Source organism: Streptomyces sp. NPDC045470 (assembly GCF_040646595.1).
Taxonomy (GTDB): Bacteria; Actinomycetota; Actinomycetes; order Streptomycetales; family Streptomycetaceae; genus Streptomyces.
The window spans coordinates 190,823-208,701 of the sequence record NZ_JBEZAN010000014.1 but is presented as its reverse complement, the minus strand read 5'-3'; the positions used below and the strand labels follow the sequence as shown (position 1 = coordinate 208,701).

14 protein-coding genes and 4 pseudogenes are annotated in these 17,879 nt (G+C 70.3%); 4 read left to right on the top strand and 14 right to left on the bottom strand.

Annotated elements, in window-relative coordinates:
- Nucleotides 1-339: 339 nt before the first annotated feature.
- Nucleotides 340-1,644, bottom strand: a complete 1,305-nt coding sequence (locus AB0A97_RS30745; RefSeq protein WP_361155839.1) for an aromatic acid exporter family protein — start codon at nucleotides 1,642-1,644, stop codon at nucleotides 340-342.
- Between the two features lie 443 nt (nucleotides 1,645-2,087).
- On the opposite strand from AB0A97_RS30745, the gene AB0A97_RS30740 reads away from it, so the two are divergent.
- Nucleotides 2,088-2,330, top strand: coding sequence for a hypothetical protein (locus AB0A97_RS30740; protein WP_361155838.1), 243 nt, complete (start codon nucleotides 2,088-2,090; stop codon nucleotides 2,328-2,330).
- 146 nt (nucleotides 2,331-2,476) lie between these two features.
- Complete coding sequence (locus AB0A97_RS30735) at nucleotides 2,477-3,133, top strand: hypothetical protein (protein ID WP_361155837.1); 657 nt, start codon at nucleotides 2,477-2,479, stop codon at nucleotides 3,131-3,133.
- 88 nt (nucleotides 3,134-3,221) lie between these two features.
- Here AB0A97_RS30735 and AB0A97_RS30730 read toward each other — a convergent pair whose 3' ends face one another.
- On the bottom strand, nucleotides 3,222-4,454 hold the full coding sequence (locus AB0A97_RS30730; protein ID WP_361155835.1) for a DUF2637 domain-containing protein: 1,233 nt from the start codon (nucleotides 4,452-4,454) through the stop codon (nucleotides 3,222-3,224).
- 89 nt (nucleotides 4,455-4,543) lie between these two features.
- The gene (locus AB0A97_RS30725; RefSeq protein ID WP_030024513.1) at nucleotides 4,544-4,738 is read right to left on the bottom strand and encodes a hypothetical protein; all 195 of its coding nucleotides are present in this window, start codon (nucleotides 4,736-4,738) and stop codon (nucleotides 4,544-4,546) included.
- Between the two features lie 355 nt (nucleotides 4,739-5,093).
- Between AB0A97_RS30725 and AB0A97_RS30720 the strand changes: the two are divergent.
- A pseudogene (locus AB0A97_RS30720) lies at nucleotides 5,094-5,608 on the top strand (Tn3 family transposase); the annotation flags it as partial.
- A gap of 69 nt (nucleotides 5,609-5,677) precedes the next feature.
- On the opposite strand, the gene AB0A97_RS30715 reads toward AB0A97_RS30720, so the two are convergent.
- Nucleotides 5,678-6,691: an NADP-dependent oxidoreductase gene (locus AB0A97_RS30715; protein WP_361155834.1), complete on the bottom strand. Its 1,014-nt coding sequence runs from the start codon at nucleotides 6,689-6,691 to the stop codon at nucleotides 5,678-5,680.
- Nucleotides 6,692-6,806: 115 nt separating this feature from the next.
- On the opposite strand from AB0A97_RS30715, the gene AB0A97_RS30710 reads away from it, so the two are divergent.
- Entirely contained in the window at nucleotides 6,807-7,391 is a 585-nt protein-coding gene (locus AB0A97_RS30710) for a helix-turn-helix domain-containing protein (RefSeq protein WP_361155833.1), read from the top strand.
- 128 nt (nucleotides 7,392-7,519) lie between these two features.
- On the opposite strand, the pseudogene AB0A97_RS30705 reads toward AB0A97_RS30710, so the two are convergent.
- From AB0A97_RS30705 to AB0A97_RS30660, 10 genes and pseudogenes are all read right to left on the bottom strand, one after another.
- Nucleotides 7,520-8,491 (bottom strand): annotated as a pseudogene (locus AB0A97_RS30705) (hypothetical protein); the annotation flags it as partial.
- Nucleotides 8,492-8,602: 111 nt separating this feature from the next.
- Nucleotides 8,603-9,313, bottom strand: coding sequence for an FAD-dependent oxidoreductase (locus tag AB0A97_RS30700; protein ID WP_361155832.1), 711 nt, complete (start codon nucleotides 9,311-9,313; stop codon nucleotides 8,603-8,605).
- A gap of 66 nt (nucleotides 9,314-9,379) precedes the next feature.
- A complete protein-coding gene (locus AB0A97_RS30695; RefSeq protein WP_361155915.1) occupies nucleotides 9,380-10,219 on the bottom strand; it encodes a helix-turn-helix transcriptional regulator in 840 nt (279 codons plus the stop codon).
- A 16-nt stretch (nucleotides 10,220-10,235) separates the two neighbouring features.
- Nucleotides 10,236-10,556 carry an IS30 family transposase gene (locus AB0A97_RS30690; RefSeq protein ID WP_361155912.1) on the bottom strand — a complete coding sequence of 107 codons (321 nt, stop codon included), beginning with the start codon at nucleotides 10,554-10,556 and terminating at the stop codon, nucleotides 10,236-10,238.
- Nucleotides 10,557-10,669: 113 nt separating this feature from the next.
- Nucleotides 10,670-11,299: pseudogene (locus tag AB0A97_RS30685) on the bottom strand (IS30 family transposase); the annotation flags it as partial.
- A 124-nt stretch (nucleotides 11,300-11,423) separates the two neighbouring features.
- A complete protein-coding gene (locus AB0A97_RS30680; protein ID WP_361155831.1) occupies nucleotides 11,424-11,603 on the bottom strand; it encodes a DNA/RNA helicase domain-containing protein in 180 nt (59 codons plus the stop codon).
- A gap of 10 nt (nucleotides 11,604-11,613) precedes the next feature.
- Nucleotides 11,614-11,946 (bottom strand): annotated as a pseudogene (locus AB0A97_RS30675) (ATP-binding protein); the annotation flags it as partial.
- A 523-nt stretch (nucleotides 11,947-12,469) separates the two neighbouring features.
- Complete coding sequence (locus tag AB0A97_RS30670) at nucleotides 12,470-12,820, bottom strand: hypothetical protein (RefSeq protein ID WP_361155829.1); 351 nt, start codon at nucleotides 12,818-12,820, stop codon at nucleotides 12,470-12,472.
- Nucleotides 12,808-16,650, bottom strand: coding sequence for a polymorphic toxin-type HINT domain-containing protein (locus AB0A97_RS30665; protein ID WP_361155828.1), 3,843 nt, complete (start codon nucleotides 16,648-16,650; stop codon nucleotides 12,808-12,810). The genes AB0A97_RS30670 and AB0A97_RS30665 overlap by 13 nt, the downstream gene beginning before the upstream one ends.
- A 136-nt stretch (nucleotides 16,651-16,786) precedes the next feature.
- On the bottom strand, nucleotides 16,787-17,879 hold a 1,093-nt coding region (locus AB0A97_RS30660; protein WP_361155827.1), incomplete at its 5' end, for a glycerophosphodiester phosphodiesterase family protein.

The window sequence follows — 17,879 nt, the reverse complement described above, 5'->3', positions numbered from 1 at the left end:
TGCCGTGTGGCTCACGAGTGCCCACGACACCCCAGGGGAAACGTCGTGGCCTGCCGGTACGGGGTCGGGTGGGGGCCGGGCGGGATCCGGGCGGGCGCCCGTCGGCCGGGGCCCGACGGACGGGCGGGGGGCCGCGGGATCCGGGCGGGCGCCCGTCGGCCGGGGCCCGACGGACGGGCGGGGGGCGTCGGCAACGCCTGCGGTACGGACTGGACCCCGCCGCTCTCCCGGCTTCGGCGGCGCCTGCGATACGGACTGGACCCCGCCGCTCTCCCGGCTTCGGCGGCGCCTGCGATACGGACTGGACCCCGCGGCTCTCCTGGTTTCGGCCGCCGGGCTTCACCTCCCGCCCGACTGCACCTCCCGCCCCGGCTTCCCCTGCTTCCACGGTTTCCTCCGGCCGTACGGCTTCCCCGTGTCCCCCGCGTTGCGCGCATTTCCCGTCTGTCCCGTGTTTCCCGTGCCCCCGGTGTTCTTCGGTGTGTCCGGTTCCGCGAAGTGGGTCAGCTCGTGCAGCAACTGCTTCATCTCCACCAGCAGCTCACCGCTCGCCGCGGCGGCCGGCGGGTCGCGCTGCTCACGGAAGTCGTCCGCGAGCCCGTCGTACAGCTCCTGCGCCCGCGCACGCGCCCGGCGGTAGCGCTCCCCCGCCTCCGCCCGGTCACTGTCCGCGATCAGGTCCTCCTCGGCCCGGCACAGCGTCGCGGCCTCGTCCGCGAGGTCGGCGTAGCGCCGCAGGAACGCGGCGCCGGGCGCGGTCAGCCGGGCCTTCTCCCCTGCCGTGCCGGCCAGCGTGCGGGCGATGGCCGAGAGGTGGGCGACCGCCCGCTCCCACACCGCGTCGGCCTTCTCCGGCGGTGGCGGAGGCGGTCCGGTACGGCGCAGCCGGAAGCCGGGGTTGAAGCGGGAGCTCTCGGCGGTCCACTCACGGGCGCTGGCCAGCGCCCGCAGCACCTGGCCGAGGCGGCGCGCGCGGTCGTGCCAGCCCGCCGCGTCCGTGGCGCTCCACTCCTCGTCCCGCAGCCCCTGGGCCATGATCTGCAACAGTTCGGCGCTCTCCCGGGGCAGCCGCCGCAGTTGGTCGTGGACATTGCGCAGGTGCACCGGCGGGAGGATCAGCGCGTTGACCGTGATGCCGATGACCGCCCCGATCGCGGTCTCCATGAGCCGGTGCCCGACCTCGGTCAGCGAGTAGGCGCCGTAGGTGATGACGAACAAGGCGGTGGTCGCCCCGTAGATGCCCTGGGCGCCCAGTCTGCGGTGGGTGCCGACCAGCGTCATCACCGGCAGCACGATGAGCATGGCGCCCAGCGTGCTGCCGTCGGTCACGGCCATCGCCGCGGAGGCCAGCAGGGCGCCGAGCACGATCACCACGAGCTGCTGGAGTCCGGACCGCAGCGAGCGGTAGACGGTGGCGTCGACCAGCGCCAGCGCGGTCCAGGGGGCCATCAGGGCCAGCGGCGCGTTCAGCCACCAGCCGGTCAGCGCCCAGGCCGTGACCGCGGCACCGGCCGCTTTCAAGGACTGGACGACGGTGTCCCGCTCCGGCCCGGACCCCCGCACCGCGCCCCGCACCGTGCGGCCGACCGCGGCCACTTCCCACCACACCCACCGCCACCCGGCCGTACCCCTAGCCTCCGCCAACTCCGCCTCCCGGCTCACTTTCCCGTGCGGGTCCGGTCCGCCGTGGTCATCGGTGGCCCGGCGCGCTGGGTACCCATGATCGTCCGGGCTAGTCGCGACGGCGCCCACCCGCGGCCACCCGGCGCAGGCCGGCGCGGACGTACGGACCGTTACGGAGCCGGAACAGCGGCCGGAGCCGGAGTATCGCGGGGTGCCGGAACAGCGGCCGGAGCCGGAGCCGGAGCAGCGGCCGGAGTCCGGATGCCGCCGGGCCACCGCGCCGCCTTCGAACACCCCTGCCGTTCCGTCTGCCGCACGGGTGATCCCGGGCACCCGTAGGGGTGGTCGCACGGACCGCGGCGCTTCGTAACCGTCCGTGCCCGCCTTGACTGGATGCGCGCTTTTCGGCGTAGCGCCACCGACCCGCACCACTTCCCCCGACTCCTATGGAAGCCCTCACCCTGATGCGTATCCGTTCCGCAGTCGTCACAGTGCTCGCCGCGGCCGGCGCGGCCGCCCTCGCCCCGCAGTCCGCCGCCGCGAACTCGGCGTCGAGCCCGACGATCTCCTCCCTCACCGAGTCCGAGGTCGTCGGGCTGCTGCGCATTCCGCTGAGCGAGTCCAACGTCGCGGCGGTCCTGGGCCTCGCCGAGACGGCCGCGCGACCGCTGAACATGGAGAAGGGTGCCTCGCTCACCGGGAAGTGATCTCTGCGGGACAGCCACCCCAAGGGCGCACACGCGTACGAGCCGCTGCGCGCATGTGCGCCCCCGTCTGCGCCTGCCCGCCCCCTCACCCCGACGGCACCGTGGAGTACAGAACCGGTACCCCGGACTCCGACGAGGAGAGCGAAGTGATCCACATCAGCGAGACGCTCATGCTGCAGACGGTCGAGGAGTTCCTCACCGCGGAGGAGATCTCCCGGCTGGTCAAGATCATGGACAGCGAGGCGGCCGGCTGGCAGCCCCGCCACCAGGCAGAGGTCCTCAAGGCCCCGGCCACCGCCCAGGAGGTGCTGGCCGACGCCACCCAGCGGGCGCTGCCCGCGATCCGGCGCAGTATGCCGTCCATCGCCGGGTCCGGCTCCTGGGGTTACACCGAACTCGCCGTGGGTGAGAGCGTGCCCACCCACCTCGACGGGATCAGCAGCCCGCGGACGCCGCCCCGGCGCATCGGCCGGATCGGCGTGACGATCGCGGACGCGGCGGAAGGCGGCCGGTTCTACATCGAGACGACGTCGGACTCCGCTCCCTGGACCGACACGCTGCTGGGCGCGGCCGACGGGTACGAACCGGGCACCCCGCTGAGCCGCAGCCTGCCGCACGGCCCCGCCGTCCACGAGGACACACCGCAGTGGCTGAGCACACCGCGCAAGAGCCGGTGGCTGACCGACGCCGGGCCGGGGGTGGCCGTCGCGTACGGCGCGCAGGTCATCCACGGCGTCACACCGGTGCTCCGCGGCCGGGTACGCAAGTTCGTCACCGACCTCGTGGACACGGCGACGGCCTGACGCCGCACGGCGAGTCCCCCGCCTCTGGCCCCAGCCCCACTTGTCCGGCTCAAGCCCCCAGCCTCATGCCCGCCCACCTCGCCTCACTTCACCCCGCGGAACGATGGCGGTGCTGGCCCCGGTTGTTCTGCGCGTGCCGGGCGGCGGGCGGCGGTGCGGTGGCGAGGTCGAGCTGGCGTACGAACTGGTGGAAGCAGAGCAGGACGGTCAGCGGCGGGAGGCCCGCCACGGCGATGCCCGCCGGGGACGGGTGCACCCGGGCGACGCAGAGCAGCGTGGCCACGGCGGCGAAGAAGATCACGACGGCCCAGGAGTGCAGCGTACGGCGCCGGTAGGCGCGGGCGCGCAGGATGGACAGGGTGGCCACGACCCAGGGGCCGTAGATCAGCAGTGGCCACAGCCCCGCGATGTCCGCCGGAGCGACGCCGTCCGCGATCCCGCGCAGCGACGGGTACGAGGCCACCGCCCCCAGCGCGGCGACGGCGATCGCGATCACCGCCGTCATCAGGACGGACGAGGCGCTCAGCAGGCGCCTCCAGGACCAGCCGGCGGGTTCCGCGTCGCTGTCCGCGAGGAGGCCGGAGACCGGTGCGGCGCGACCGGCGGTACCCGTCGGGCAGAACCCGGCCTCGTCCGCGGGGAATTCGGCCGCGGAGGCGTGGAAGACGGCCTTTCCGGGGTGGTACACGACGCCGTCGAGGTGGTGCGCGACGCGGCCGTCCGAGCGGTACCCGACGCCGTCGTCCGGGCGATACGCGAAGTCGTCGTCCGAGCGGTACCCGATGTCGTCGTCCGAGTGATCCGCCTGATACGCGAAGTCGTCGGTGCGGAAGCCGGTCCCGGGAGGGCGGAACGACTCTTCGGGGTACTGGAAAGAGGTTCCGGGGTGGAAGACGCCCTCGGCGGCCGGGAACACGGAGTCGCCCACCGGGAAGACGCCCTCGGCGGCCGGGAACACGGAGTCGCTTACCGGGAAGATGCCCTCGGCAACCGGGAAGACGGGATCAGCGGCCGGGAACACCGCGCCGCCGGCGGGGAACACGGTCTCGCCGACCGGGAAAACGGCCGCCGGACCACCTGCCACGGGGGGCTGTTCGGCGGTGTCCCACAGCTCCGCCAGCTCGTGGCCCAGTTCCTCCACGACAGCGGCGTCCCACCCGTCGTCGCCCACCTCCTGCCTCAGGTAACCGTCGTGCGGGTGGTGCGGGTACGGGATGCCGCCGGGGAAGCCGGGGAAGGCGTCGGGCACCTCCGTGCTCTGGCGCGGCAGCCGGTGCCGGCCGGTACCGGGAGGCACGGGGGCCCGCGGGGTGTCGTTCACAACAGCTCTCACAGGAATCGGTGGTGGCCGGTGGGGAAGGGGCCGGCCGACGCGCCGCCCGGCGGGGGCGGCGGGCGCCGGGGGAGCCGCTACCGGCCGTCCTTGATGCCGTCGAGGGCGGCCAGCAGTTGTTCCAGCAGGTCGCCGGTGTACTCCAGCCGCACGCGCTGCCCGGGGCGCAGCAGATGGACGTCGGGACGGACGTCGGGCGCGCTGCGGGGCACGGTCGAGCTCAGCTGCCAGGAGCCGAGCTGGCGCGTGGGGGAAACGATCGTGTCAGTCATACGTCGTCAACGAATGCGCCTCACAGCGGGTGACTGCGGCATACGGGCGAATGAGAATTAAGATAACTAATTCCTCATAACGGTGCTTCGCCGATGGAACCGGGAGCAGCCGCACGGGCACGAGTGGAGCAGACCGGACGCCGCACGGCCGCCTCATCGGACCGCCACCCCGCGGCACGTCACTGACCAGCGGCAACACCATAAAGGGAGAGTCGCGGGCAAAGCGCCAGAACTACCGGCAAAACCGGCACTTTCCCCACTACGGTCTACGGCACACACCGGACCACCACACCTCCCGTCCCCTGCGCACCCACCACACTTCCCTCACCCTGTGTGCCCGTCAGACCCTCGCCCCGAAGGCGCCACCCGCGGCCGGGCCGACCTCGCCCGTACCGAACGCCATGGGCGAGGACACTCTTCGCCTCATCGACTCCATCGCCACCGGAGCCGTCCGCGCCTACGACGTCATCCGGATACTCTCCCGCGACGGTCGCCCCACCCCGCTCCCGGCTGCCGACGGCAGATCAAGGACCAGGCCAACCTCCAGGAGGACCGCCGTTCTCTCGCCCGGAAGATCTGCCACGGCAGGCACGGGCAGCTCCGCCAGCGCCACCTGGAGGACATGGAGGCCAGATCGGGGCGCTGAGCCCGGTCCTCAACGCCCTCGCGCCGTTCAACACCCGCCACATGGACACCGCCCTCACCCAGCTCCGCGCCGACGGCTTCGCTGCCCGCGACGAGGACGCCGCCCGGCTCTCCCCGCTCGTGTGCCATCACATCAACGCGCTGGGCCGGTACTCCTTCCAGCTCCCCGACCTGCCCGGCGGTCGGCGGCCCCTGCGCGACAGACACGCCACCGACGACGGGTGAACCTCGGGCAGCCGGGGGGGGCGAGAGAGCCGCACCGGATATTCCTCACCCCCGGCCCACCGGCCAGCCTTAAGGGACCGTGAGCACGATCTTGCCTTGGATGTGCCCCTGGGCGGCGCGCTTGTGTGCCGCCCGGGCGTCTGCGAGCGCGAACGTGCTGTCGATGGCGACGCGGACCGCGCCCGCGTCCACCAGGCGTCCCAATTCCGCGAGCTGAGCACCGTTCGCCCGTACCTGCGTGCCGGACACGGTGATGCCCAGCCTCGCGTTCTCCTCGTCGTCGAACTCTCCGAAGTACACCGGGTACAGTGCGCCGCCGCGCTTGAGAGTGGACAGGAAGCGCCGGCTGTCGGGACCCCCGACGGTGTCCAGGACGAGGTCGACGTCGCGGACGATGCCCTCGGGGCGCTGCTTGGTGTAGTCGATGTATTCGTCGGCACCGAGGCCGCGAAGGAAGGTCTCGTGGGCTCCGGAGGCCACGGCGATGACGCGGGCCCCCTTCCACTTGGCCAGTTGCAGAGCGAGGTGGCCGACGCCGCCGCCGGCTCCGTTGACGAGCACCGTGGTGTCGCTGCCCAGCTCCATGGGGCGGTGCCTTGCCTCCTGGAACGGGGAGGGGTGACCGTGCCCGACGTCGATCAGGTATTGCCACGCTGTCAGCCCCGACATGGACAGCGCGGCAGCGTGCGTGTGGTCCACGGTGGCCGGCTTGGGCGCGAGGTCGGAAGCGGGTGCGGTGACGTACTCGGCGTACGCGCCGCTCTGCATCACGACGGGAAAGCGCAGCAGCCCCACCACCTCGTCCCCGACCGTGAAGCCGGGGACATCGGCGGCGACGGCTTCCACGACACCCGAGATGTCGGTCCCCGGGATCAGGGGCAGGTCGAACGGGGGCCGGAACTCGGGAGGGATGCCGGGCATGCCCTCGCGTACGTACCAGTCGGGCGGGTTGAGACCGACCGCCCTCACGCGGACGAGCACCTCGCCCGAGGCCGGTTCGGGAACTGCGACCTCCTCGTGCCGGAGCACCTCGGGACCGCCGAACTCGTGCAGCCGGATCGCTTTCATCATGCGGGTCGGCATCGTGTTCCTCCTGGCTACGGCACGGTATACGCTTATTCGGTTCAGTGGACCACATAAGCGGTTCAGTGGTCCGAATATATGGATCAGTGAACCACTTGGTCAAGTGAGGAGACCGATGCGAGTCGACGCGCAGAGAAACCGCGACCACCTGCTCACCGTGGCGGGCCCCGTCATAGCCGAGCAGGGCATCGACGTGTCGATGCGCGACATCGCGCGCAGAGCCGATGTCGGCCTCGCGACGCTGCTGCGGCACTTCCCGACGCGCGAGGCGCTCCTGGAGGGCCTGCTCCACGCGAGCTTCGGCGACCTGACGGCCAGAGCGAGCGAGCTGGAGACAGCGCACACGGCCGAGGACGCTCTCGTCTCATGGGTGCGCGACTGCGTCGCCTGGACAACCGAGTACCGAGGGGTGACCGTACTGATGGCGGCGGCCATCGAGGACCCCGAATCCGCCCTGCATGCCTCGTGCGTCACCCTGCGCGCAGCCGGTGCCCGGCTCCTCGCCCGGGCTCAGGCCACAGGCGCGGCCCGGAACGACATCGACGGCGACGACCTCTTCGCCCTGATAGCCATGCTCGCGTGGCTCGGCGATCAACCCGCACTCGCACCCCGCGCCAACCACCTCTTCGACCTCGTCACCAGCGCTGTACTGACGCACGCGGACGGCGACCGGGACACGGGTGCCCCCGGCGAACGGTGAAGCCCTCCCATCACCGGCAGGTCCGGCGCCACGACGGCAGAGCTCTCTGTCCGGATCATCGCCGCCGTTCACGGGACGAAGCGGCTGCCGGGGGCCGGGGCACGCGTCCGGCCCGAACAGGTGACGCGGCGCCGAGCCTCGCCGGGCGCGAGGAGGCTGGTCAGCTCAGAGATCGCCGCGGGGACGGCTTGAAGTAGCGGCGTACGTTCTCCGGCTTCTCGTGCCGGGACTTGGCCATCGGCATCAGCAGGGAGGCACCCTGCTCTCCGAGGTGGGTGAGGGCAGAACGGCGGTACTCGTGCAAGTCCCAGCCGGCCCCCGGTCCGCGTACGGCGGTGTGCTCATCGAGATCGAGCAGGGCGCGGGCCCGGCCGCAGGAGAGGGGGCCGGCCCGGTGCCCGGGCACACACCCCGCGGGCTGGCCACCTTCCCCGGACCGGGACGGCGACGGCTGACGAACACCGGAGCGAGTACGGCCGCGCAGCAGGCGGGGCAGGAGCCGGGCGGTTCCAGCGCCCCGATAAACCGTCTCCGGGACGAAGTCCTAGCGTGCCTGTCCCCGGTGGCGGGGCTTGCTACGGGCGTCCTTGGCCTTCACGGGGCAGCGGCGCGCGGCGAGGTCCAGGTCCTCGATTGTTCACGCCGAGGCTCTCCTCCGACCGCCTGGCGGTCCCGTACAGCATCCGCCACGGGTCTTCTCCCTCAAGTGGACCTCGCGCCGGGTGATGAGCCGGTCCACGGCCGTCTTCGAGCGGGCCGGGGTCTCGGAGTCCGGCGCCGCCGGCCGCTTCGTCCAATCCGGGACCGCCGGGCCGTCGTAGCCGTACCGCGCGCACCAGCCCAGCCACGACAGCCCCCCGCCCGGCGGGCATTCCAAGTGCTGACGGCCTCCGCCCCCCACAGCAACTCCAGGGCCTCGCCGATCCCGTCGTCCGCGACCGACGCCGGCGGACGGGCCCCCTGATCCGCTCGGCGGTCTTGCCGACCCCGGTCGAGTAGCTGCGGACGGTGTCCGGGTTGCGGAGCGAGTCGAGGAAGGCGTCGGCCGCCGCGCGGACGGTCAACACCTTCCCGGCCGGCAGTTGCACGACGGCGGGCATCGCTTCCCCTGCCACGGATAACAGGGCTGCTTCATGTACGGCCGGGAGAGCGTCACCGCAGGTGACGAATCAAGCTCCCGCAGGTAACAGGGCGTTATCCATGGGACGACTTCAGGCGGGACCGGCAACCGATGGGCCGTCAGCCGCCCACCAGGGCCCGACGAGAGCTTGGCGCCGGTTTTCGTTCCGATGTTCCTCAACCCGAGACCGCTGCCGTAGATCCGCTCGACCGGCAGCAGGCCGATCTCCAGCCCGGCGGCGATGCCGAAGTTGTCGCGGCCCGCCCAGCAGGGCCCAGAAGAGGTCCGGGTCGCTGTCCGGGGTGACGTGGCGCAGGCGAGTGTCGGCGGTGACGACGTCCATCGCCCGTACGTGGTCGGCGGCGTAGCCGTAGGCAGAGGACAGCAGCCTGAGGCCGCCGCCGAGGGTGTAGGGGACGGCGGCGACATGCGGCGCGGAGCCGTTCAACGGCGCCAGGCCGCTCCGACTCGCCTCGGGTACGACCTGCTCCCACCGCGCGCCCGCCTCCGGGTGGGTGGTGGCCGTGGCCGCGTCGATCCGCACGCCGTCCATGCGGCAAGTGGTGACCAGCACGCCGCCGTCGGCGAGGACGGCCGGCCCGTGACCGGTGGCCTTGACCGTCACCGGCAGACCGTGGACGGCGGCGAACTCCACGGCCAGGCGTACGCCCCCGGGGCAGCGCGCGCCGACAATGATGGCGGGCCGGTGGCGGGCGGCGCGCTGGAACCCGGTGCGCTCCTCGTCGTACCTGTCGTGCCCGTCATACCCGTCACCCTCGGGGCGGAAGGTTTCGCCTCTCACCCGCCCGGCGAGGGATCGCAGATCCGCCGCGAGGCCGTGCGCGCGAGAACCCCGCACGTACGCCCCTCATCGCCCGGCCCCTCTCGCCGCCGCATCCGCCAGCAGCTCCCCGGCCCCGAGCGCAACCGAAGCAGCCGGCGTACCGGACAGCCCCGGACCACCAGCACGCCCCCGCAGCACCCGCTCAGTGTGCTGATCCATGGGAAAGAACAGCTCGATCGCCAGCTCCGAGAGCGTGACGTCGGCCGGCGCGCCGAAGGTGGCGATGCTGCTGAACATCGCCAGTTCCCCGTACGGGGTCCGGAACCGCATCGGCACCACCGCTTCGCGTGGCCCGCGCTCCTGGGGCGGCGCCGGGGCCTCGTGCACAGGCACCTCGTAGGCGCTGACCTCGTCGTACAGAGCCCTCAGGGCGGGATCGCCGGTGGTGTGCGCCTGCTGTGCCAGCCCGCCGAGCAGGTACGCGCGCACCTCCCCATAGTCGACCGCGTGGGCCGGAAGGCCCTCGGGGTGCAGGGCCAGCCGCATCACGTTCGGCGCGGGCGCCAGCAGTTCCGGCGGGGCGACGTCGAGCATGACGCCCATCGCCCGGTTGGCGCGCACCACGTTCCACAGCCGGTCGACGACGACCGCCGGGTACGGATCGTGCCCCTCCAGCAGCATGTCCACCGCCGACCGCACCGCGCGCATGTCCTCACTGTCCAGCGGGCGTTCGCGGTAGACGGGCGCGTAGCCCGCGGCCATCAGCAGGCTGTTGCGTTCGCGCAGCGGTACGTCCAGATGGCAGGCCAGGCGCAGCACCATTTTCTGGCTGGGCCGGGCGCGCCCGGTCTCCACGCAGGACAGGTGCCGCGACGAGGTGTCCGCGCGCAGAGCCAGCTCAAGCTGACTGAGCTTGCGCCGCAGCCGCCACTCGGCGACCTCAAGCGGTCAGCGCATCACTGCTGTTCAGGAGGTCAGCGTAGACCTCTGCCGGAGTGCGGTACCCGTGGGTCTTGCGAGGCCGGTGGTTGAGTTCGTGGGCGATGGCGCCCAGGTCGGCTTGGCTGAACGTGCGGAGGTCCGCTCCCTTGGGGAGGTACTGCCGTAGCAGCCGGTTGGTGTTCTCGTTGATGCCGCGCTGCCATGGGCTCCGTGGCTTGCAGAGGTAGATCGGCATCCCGGTCTCGGCGGTGATGGCCTGGTGCTCAGCGATCTCCCGACCCCGGTCCCAGGTGAGCGTCCGTCGTAGCTGGGGCGGGATGCTGAGGAGACTGCTGATGAGGTGGGGAGTGACCTGCTCGCCTTGATGCCGTCGGGCAGCGCGACGACGGCCGTGTAGCGGCTGGTGCGCTCGACCAGCGTGGCCACTGCGGAGGGCCGGGTGCCCATCACAAGGTCGCCCTCCCAGTGGCCGGGGACCTTACGGTCCTCGACCTCGGCGGGGCGGGCGGTGATGGACACCATGCCTCGGATGATGCCCCGCCCGGTGGGCCGGCGAGCGAGCTTCGGGCGGCGCATGGGCCTGCCTGACCGCAGCCGCTGGGTGAGGCTACGGTCGATGGCCTGGCGTCGGCGGGGGTCGTAGAGCGAGAGGTAGATCGCTTCGTGCGAGATCTGCATGGTGGCGTCACCAGGGAACTGCCGTCGCAGCCATCCTGCGATCTGCTCGGGCGGCCAGCACAGAGCCAACTTGGCTTCCACCAGAGCCCGGAGAGCATGCCGTTGGGCGAGCTTGGCCTGCTTGGGGCGGCGCCCGCGCTGGTAGGCGGATGTATCGGCCGAGGCAGCTCGGTAGCGGTCCCGGCCGCCGTTGCGGGCGATCTCGCGGGAGACGGTCGAAGGAGATCGGCCCAGCCTCTTGGCGAGCTGCCGGGCCGATTCCCCCGCAGCGATACCGCGGGATATCTCCTCACGCTCGCTGCCACTCAGATGCCGCTCCGAACGCGCCTGCGGCACGAGGCGGACGCCGCCGCTCTGGTACAGGAACCGACGGGCGTGCTGCATCGGATCCCCGAGCGCCCGCCCGATCAAGCTGAACGACTGTCCCTCACGCCAGCGCCTCCAGATTTCATCCTGCTGAGCTGGCGAAAACCCGTAGTCACGCACCTGTGCCTCCACGATCACATGATCATCCGTGGGTGGTGCGTTGATCATTTGAGGGTGCCGCGGCGAGCGGCTCACCCGGTTTCGGCTCCTTCGACCAGGGCCAGCAGTAGCCTGCCGACATCCGGGCGCCGTAGCCCTGGGCTCGGCGCCCCTCGAGATGACTCTCCTGTTCCTCCGGACTTTCGACGATGTGCAGCTGCATACGGCCATTCCGGGTCGTCCTCGTCAGGGGCAGCCTGACTCCACTGCTTGAGCTCCACGACGACGTAGGACGGCGCGCCAGTGGCCGGATGCGATCCGGCGAGGACAACGTCGGCGCGTTTGCTGTTCAAAGGCAGCTCGTACTCGATCATGACTTCGACAGCCCCCAGCCCCGCCTCGTTGAGTGCGGCTGCGAGCATGGGAAGACTCCGCTCCCAGGAACGCGCCTCGGACGGGCCAGGGCGATGGCCGTGCCGGTGGGCAAATTGCTCGTGCAGATGGACGAAGAGCGAATCGTCGAGCGCCATAGCGGCGACTGTTTCGGCGGACGCACGGAACAACAAGGCAAGCTCCCAGGCAGCACGAAGACACTCGTGCGGGTGGGGGCGTGTCCGTGAGTCTCCATCGAGATGGAGCGGAAGCCCGGCGGGCCGCGATGACGAGGTGATCCAGAATACCTGTGCGAGCGGTTCGACCGGGCCCTTGGTGAGGCAGCGCCACTCGCTCTGCGGCCTTCCCAGCCGACACCGAGCACCTGCGGCAGCGCCTGGACACCGCCATGATCGCGGCGCAGCTCGCGATCGCGCACGCGCATGTGCTTCGTTTGACGCACGGCGACCGCCCTTCTGCAGGCGCTGCCACTCAGCACTCGCCGCTGCGACTACTACTCGGCGACGGTTCCGGGGGCCACTTCGAGAGCAAGACCTCAGCCCATTTGCGCTGGAAACCACGACAGCGGGTGGCCACAGGATCACCTGTGACCACCCGCTGAGAACGTCCAGCCCTTACCAAGAACCTCACTGGAAAAGTGCTGGCCTGGCGATGCATAAGCCCGTCGGCCTACGCTGCCCTCGAGGTTATAACCCGTCAGCCGGCGGCCAGCCGCTGGAGTTCGACCATCATTCGATCCAGCGTAGCGACGTAGGCATGAAACTTCTCCTTGAGTTGCAATTCTTGATCCGTTGCGGTGCTCACCGAAGCGAATGCGCTCAGGAGGTACTTGACTTCGCGGGCGTGCTCGTCCAAATCCGGGATGTCCGAAGCGTTCAGGTCACCGTTGACGACCTGGCCCGCATATCCTGCGATTTGGTAGTCGATGTCGAGCAGATCGGACCCCAGGTCCTGCAGCTTCCCGGGATTAGGGCGGTCAGGGTAGGGCATCGCACGGAAGTCATTGTAGGCGTTCCGGAAGTCGGAGCTGCCTGTCAGTCCCACCATGTCACGATCTTCCCGTCGTCGGTGTAGATTCCTTCACCACTTCTCCAGTCGCCCTTGATCTTCCAGCCCGGCTTGCCATGGCCCACCGTGACGCGAATACGGTCCTTGGCCGGTGTCTTGTCCCAGAGAGCCTTGGCTTCCTTCGTGTATTCGGCGAAGGTCCGCCCCTTGCCGTGCTTGTCAATGTGGTACTTGGCGCTCTCTTCCACGCTACCGCTTCGCCCCTTGTCCCACTCTCCCATCGCCTTGAGGTCTTCGTCGCACCAGTTGTTGTCGTTGTGGACGAGAACAGGCTGGTCGCCGGCGACCACGTAGTAGGTGTGCAGATCGGCGACTGTCAGGTTGTGGACCCGCTGGCCGGGCACAGTCCACGTCTTGGTGGCGTTGATCGGCACCGGTGCACCGGAGCTGCTGAGCAGTTTCATTCCGGGCTTGAGCGCTGCGGCGTCGAGCCATGCGCCGTTGCTGCCGGTCTCCCAGAAGCGGTGCTTGTCGGTGGCGACGACGGTGCCGCCGGACTGCGCGCCGGAACGGGGGACAGTGATGCTGACGAGGTTCTTCTTGCCGCCGCCGGTGATGGTGTCCCGGACGGCTTTCGCTTCGGTGCGGCCGGTCTGCGGGTCTGTCGCGATCACCTGGTCGCCGATGCGGACGTCTTCAATCGGCTTGGTCCGGTGATCGGCCATCAGGACGCGGGTGCCCGGGACAAAGCTGTTGGGCCGGCATCTCTTCTTGAGCCCCTTCAGCGCCTTCACCTTGAGAGCGCTCATCGCGAGGCCGGGAAGGCACTTGGCGGACTTCGTCTGGAGGCAGTGCTCGATTTCGTCGGCACCTATGTACCAGGCGATCAAACGGTCCAGATAGGTGGTCGTGATGCAGCCCATGCCACCGGCCCCGTCACCACCGCAGACCAAGACCGTCTCACCCGGCTTCAGTTCACCGTCCCCCCAGGCTTCGCGGCGCCATGTGAACAGCCGCTTTTCCAGGGAAGCGCGAAGTTCCTTGTCCGAGATCGGCTTACTGGGCTTGAGTGCCTCTTCCCGTATCTGGGCCTTGAGCTCCTCGACCAATTTGTCAGCCGCGATTTTCAGTGCCTCGGTGGACGCCTTGGCAGCCGCGAGAGCGTCCTGGTCGGCGGCCGCAGCGGAATTGCGTGCCTGATAGGCGGAGGTGTGTGCTTGCGATGAGTAATGCGAGGCGCGCACCGCGGAATGCTGGGCCTGCTGTGCGGAGAGGTCCGCAGCCCGTGCGTCCTTCTGTGCGGCCGCGGCGGCGTTGCGGGCCGTCTTGGCGGACGCGGCCGCCCGCTCGGACGATTCCTCCGCCTGGTCGGCCGACTTGTCGGCCTGCTGTGCGTACATGGCCGCGTCGTCGGAGGACTTCTTCGCGGCGTTCTTCCACTTGACGGCCTCGGCGGCCTCATTGCGGGCATGTGCGGCCACCCGCTGAGCCTCGGCCGCGTCCTTGTGCGCGAGGGCCGCTGACCGGTCGGCAGCCGCCAGCAGCGTGTCGATCTCGGCGATGTGAGCGGCCGCGTTGGCATCCCGCTGCTGCGCCTTGTACAGGCCGACCTGCAGGAAGGACCGCAGTCCCGACGCAGGCCCCGACAAGGCCGCTTGGGCCGCCGACTTGACCTCGGGCCCGCCGTTGGCCGCGGCCTGCGCGGCGGCGACGCGGTCGTCCGCTTCGCGGGCCTGGTACTGCCCGGCCACCAGGAACTGGTGCAGGTCGCCGGCAGTGCCGTCCAAGGCCTTGTTGGCGGCGTCCTTCACGCCCGGGCCACCCGTGGTCATGATCTGTGAGACCGCGATGCGGTCGTCGTGTTCCTTGCCCGGGTAGGCCCGGGTGCGCAGGAACTCCCGCACCTGGTCGATCGGCTTGTCCACCACGGCCACGGCAGCCTGCCGTTGCTCGGGCTTCTCGGCGGTGGCCGCGATGTGCGCCACGCTGGCGCGGTCGTCCTGATCCAGGGCGATCGTCAACCCGGTGCGTACGAACTCGGACACATCCGCGTCGGTGCCCTCCAGCGCCATCTCGGCATTGCTGCGGACCCAGTTCCCGCCGGAGTTGAGGAGGTTGACCGCGAGGTGCCGTCCCTTGGCCGCGGCAGCCTTCGGGTCGGTGGCGGCTTCGGCCTCCTTGCGCAGCTCTTGCGTCTCGGCATTGAGCCGGTGGATCCGCCCGGCCTCCCATTCGGCAGCGGCGACCTCGGCGTCATGGGCCTTCTTGGCTTCTTCGGCCGCGAGGACGTTCTCGTCCTCTTGTTCGGCCAGCCGCTCGGCGTCGGCCTTGCGCGCCAGCGCGGCCACGGTCTTCGCCTGCTTCGCGGCAATCTGCGCGTTGTTGGCCGCCGTCGTCGCGGCGTCGGCTGCTTCCTTGGACTGCTTGGCCGCGTTCACCGCTTTGCCGGCCTCGTCCGCGGCTTTCTCCGCTGCCTTGGCCGCGGCCTCGGCATGCTGCGCGGCGTCGTTGGCGGCGTCCCGTGACTGCCGTGCGGCCTTCGCGGCGTCACGGGCGTTGGCCTGCGCGGCGTTGGCCGCACGCGTGGCTTTGTCGGCCAGCCGCTTGGCCCTGGCTGCCGCGGCCCTTGCCTCCTCAGCCTTGCCGCCGGCCTGGCCGGCCCACTGGCCTGCCTCGGCCGCGGCAGCAGCGGCCGCAGCGGCATTGACGCCCGACCGGGCCGCGGCCCCCGCCGCAACCGCGGCGTGCTCCGCCGCTTCGCCGGCATTATCTGCGGCAACGGCTGCCTTCTTGGCTCCCGCCGCTGCTTCTCGGGAGACCTCCGCGGCTTTACGAGCCTCCTTGGCGCGGTTGGCATCGCCGGCGGCCGCCGCAGCGGCCGATCTGGCCGAAGCCGCTGCGTTGCCGGCCCGGCTGGCGGCATAGGCCGCCTGGGCCGCTGCGCTGGAAGCCACCCGTGCTGCCTGGTTGGCACCCGCGGCCGCAGACACCGCGGTACGAGCCGACTGCGCCGCCCGGTCGGCCGCGGCGGCCGCTCTGCGGGCAGCGGCGGCGGCCTCCTGGGCCGAGGACTGGGCCTCCTTGGCCTGACGGGCTGCTTCTTCCGCTGCCGCCTTGGCCCGGGCCGTGGCCTTCTCGGCCTTGGCCGCTTCCTCCTTGGCCTTCTCGGTCAGCTGCTTGGCCCGCTTCTGGGCCTTGTCGGCAAGCTGCGCCAGCTGGGATACGGACAGCTTCTCCTGGTCACGTGCGGCAGCCACCTGCCATCCGTGATCCAGGAACTCCTGGATGTCTTCGGCAGAGCCGTCCAGGGCCTGCTGGGCGAGCTTCTGCACATTCGGGCCGCCCGCGACCATCAGCTGGGAGACCTGGACGCGGTTGTCATCCTCGGCCGGCTTGAGCTGCCCCTGGTTGATGAACTTGAGCCAGTCGTCGGGGGTGCCGTCCAGCGACTTGCCCGCCGCCTCCTGCACGCCCGGCCCGCCGGCGGCCATGATCTGCGAGACGCGGACGCGCAGATCATCGTCGTACGGCTTGACGAGTCCGTCGTCCAGGAAATCCTGGAGCTCCTTTACCCCGCCGTCCAGTGCGACGTTGGCCGCTTCGCTCACGCCCGGGCCGCCGATGACCATGATCTGTGCGACCTGGACGCGCAGATCCTGTTCCTCAAGGGCCGGGAGGTCCTTGGTCATGAAGGTACGGATGTCTTCGTCCGAGCCCTGCAATGCGGTTTCGGCGGCCTGGCGCACGCCGGGCCCGCCGACTCTCCATGCCTCCAGGACGTCCGACCGGCCGTACACCGGTGTGTCCTCGGCTGCGGCGGCCGGTGCGTCCACTCCGGCGGCCAGGGTCAGGCCCATGACCGCGGCCACGACGCCACGCCATCTGGACGCGCGTCTGTATCTGGTTGCCAATGTCTTCTCCTTCATCCCATGGGAGGGCTGAAATGCCTTCTGGTCCCGGCAGGCCGACCAAGGATTCCTGCCTGCCGGAGAATGTGCCGAGGGATCACTTGGCGGCGCAGTAGCCCTGCCGCCACTTGAGGAACTCGTCCGGACGGTTGGTGATCATTCCGTCGATCCCCCACGACGTGGCCGTCTTCCAGTCGTTTTCACGGTCGACCGTCCAGACGAATGTCTCGACACCGGCCGCCCTGAGCTGGTTCACCACGCCCGGCCGGGCCGAGAGTCCCTTGAAGCCCACCGCGTACGCGCTGAGGTTGAACGCGCGGGCGGTCGCCACGGGATCCGCGTCGAGCTTGGAGCGCAGCAGTGCGACCTTGAATTGGTGGGGAGAGGCGGCTGCGTGGCGCACGATGCCCTCGTCGAACGACTGCACCATGGTGCGCCCGGCCATGCCGGCTTCGGCTACGAGACCGAGTGCCCGGTCAATGTCCGCCGAGGGCTGGGGCCCCTTGAATTCCAGGAGGAGTCGTGCGGACTTGACCTTGGGCGAGGCCAGTACCTGTTCGAGCGTGGGAACACGTCCGCCGCCCTTCACGTTCAACTTGGCGATTTCCGCAGACGTGAGGTGATCGACGCGCCCCGTGCCGTCGGTCATTCTCTCCACGGTGTCGTCGTGCATGATGACGGGCTGGCCGTCCTTGGTGAACTGCACATCGGTTTCCACCCAGTCCGCGCCGTGATCGATCGCCGCATCCAGGGAGGCAACGGTGTTCTCCGGCGCGAGCTGGGGAGCGCCGCGGTGCCCGACCGTTTGTGTCGGAGAGCAGTGGGCTGTGGGGCCTTCTGCCGAGATACTGATGTCATCGATGGTGCCGGCGGCGTACTCCTGCCAGGAGCTCTTGTAGAAGAGCCGGCCGATCTGCAGACCGCCCTTGGCCTGCCACGGGGTCGTGAACTTCGCTGTCTGCTGAAGCTGGCCGTTCACAGCCAGCGAAACCGTCTGCTGGGAAGCGTCGTACGTACCTGTCAGGTGTGTCCATTCGCCGGCCCTGGCTGCGGTATTGCTCATGGCGCGGACGATTTTGGTGTCGTCCGTGTCGGCGGCGTGACGGTTGAAGACCCACTTGTCGTACGCCTTGGAGTAGTAGATCTGGAACCCGCTGGCATGGTCACCGGCCTGCGACAGAAACGTGTAG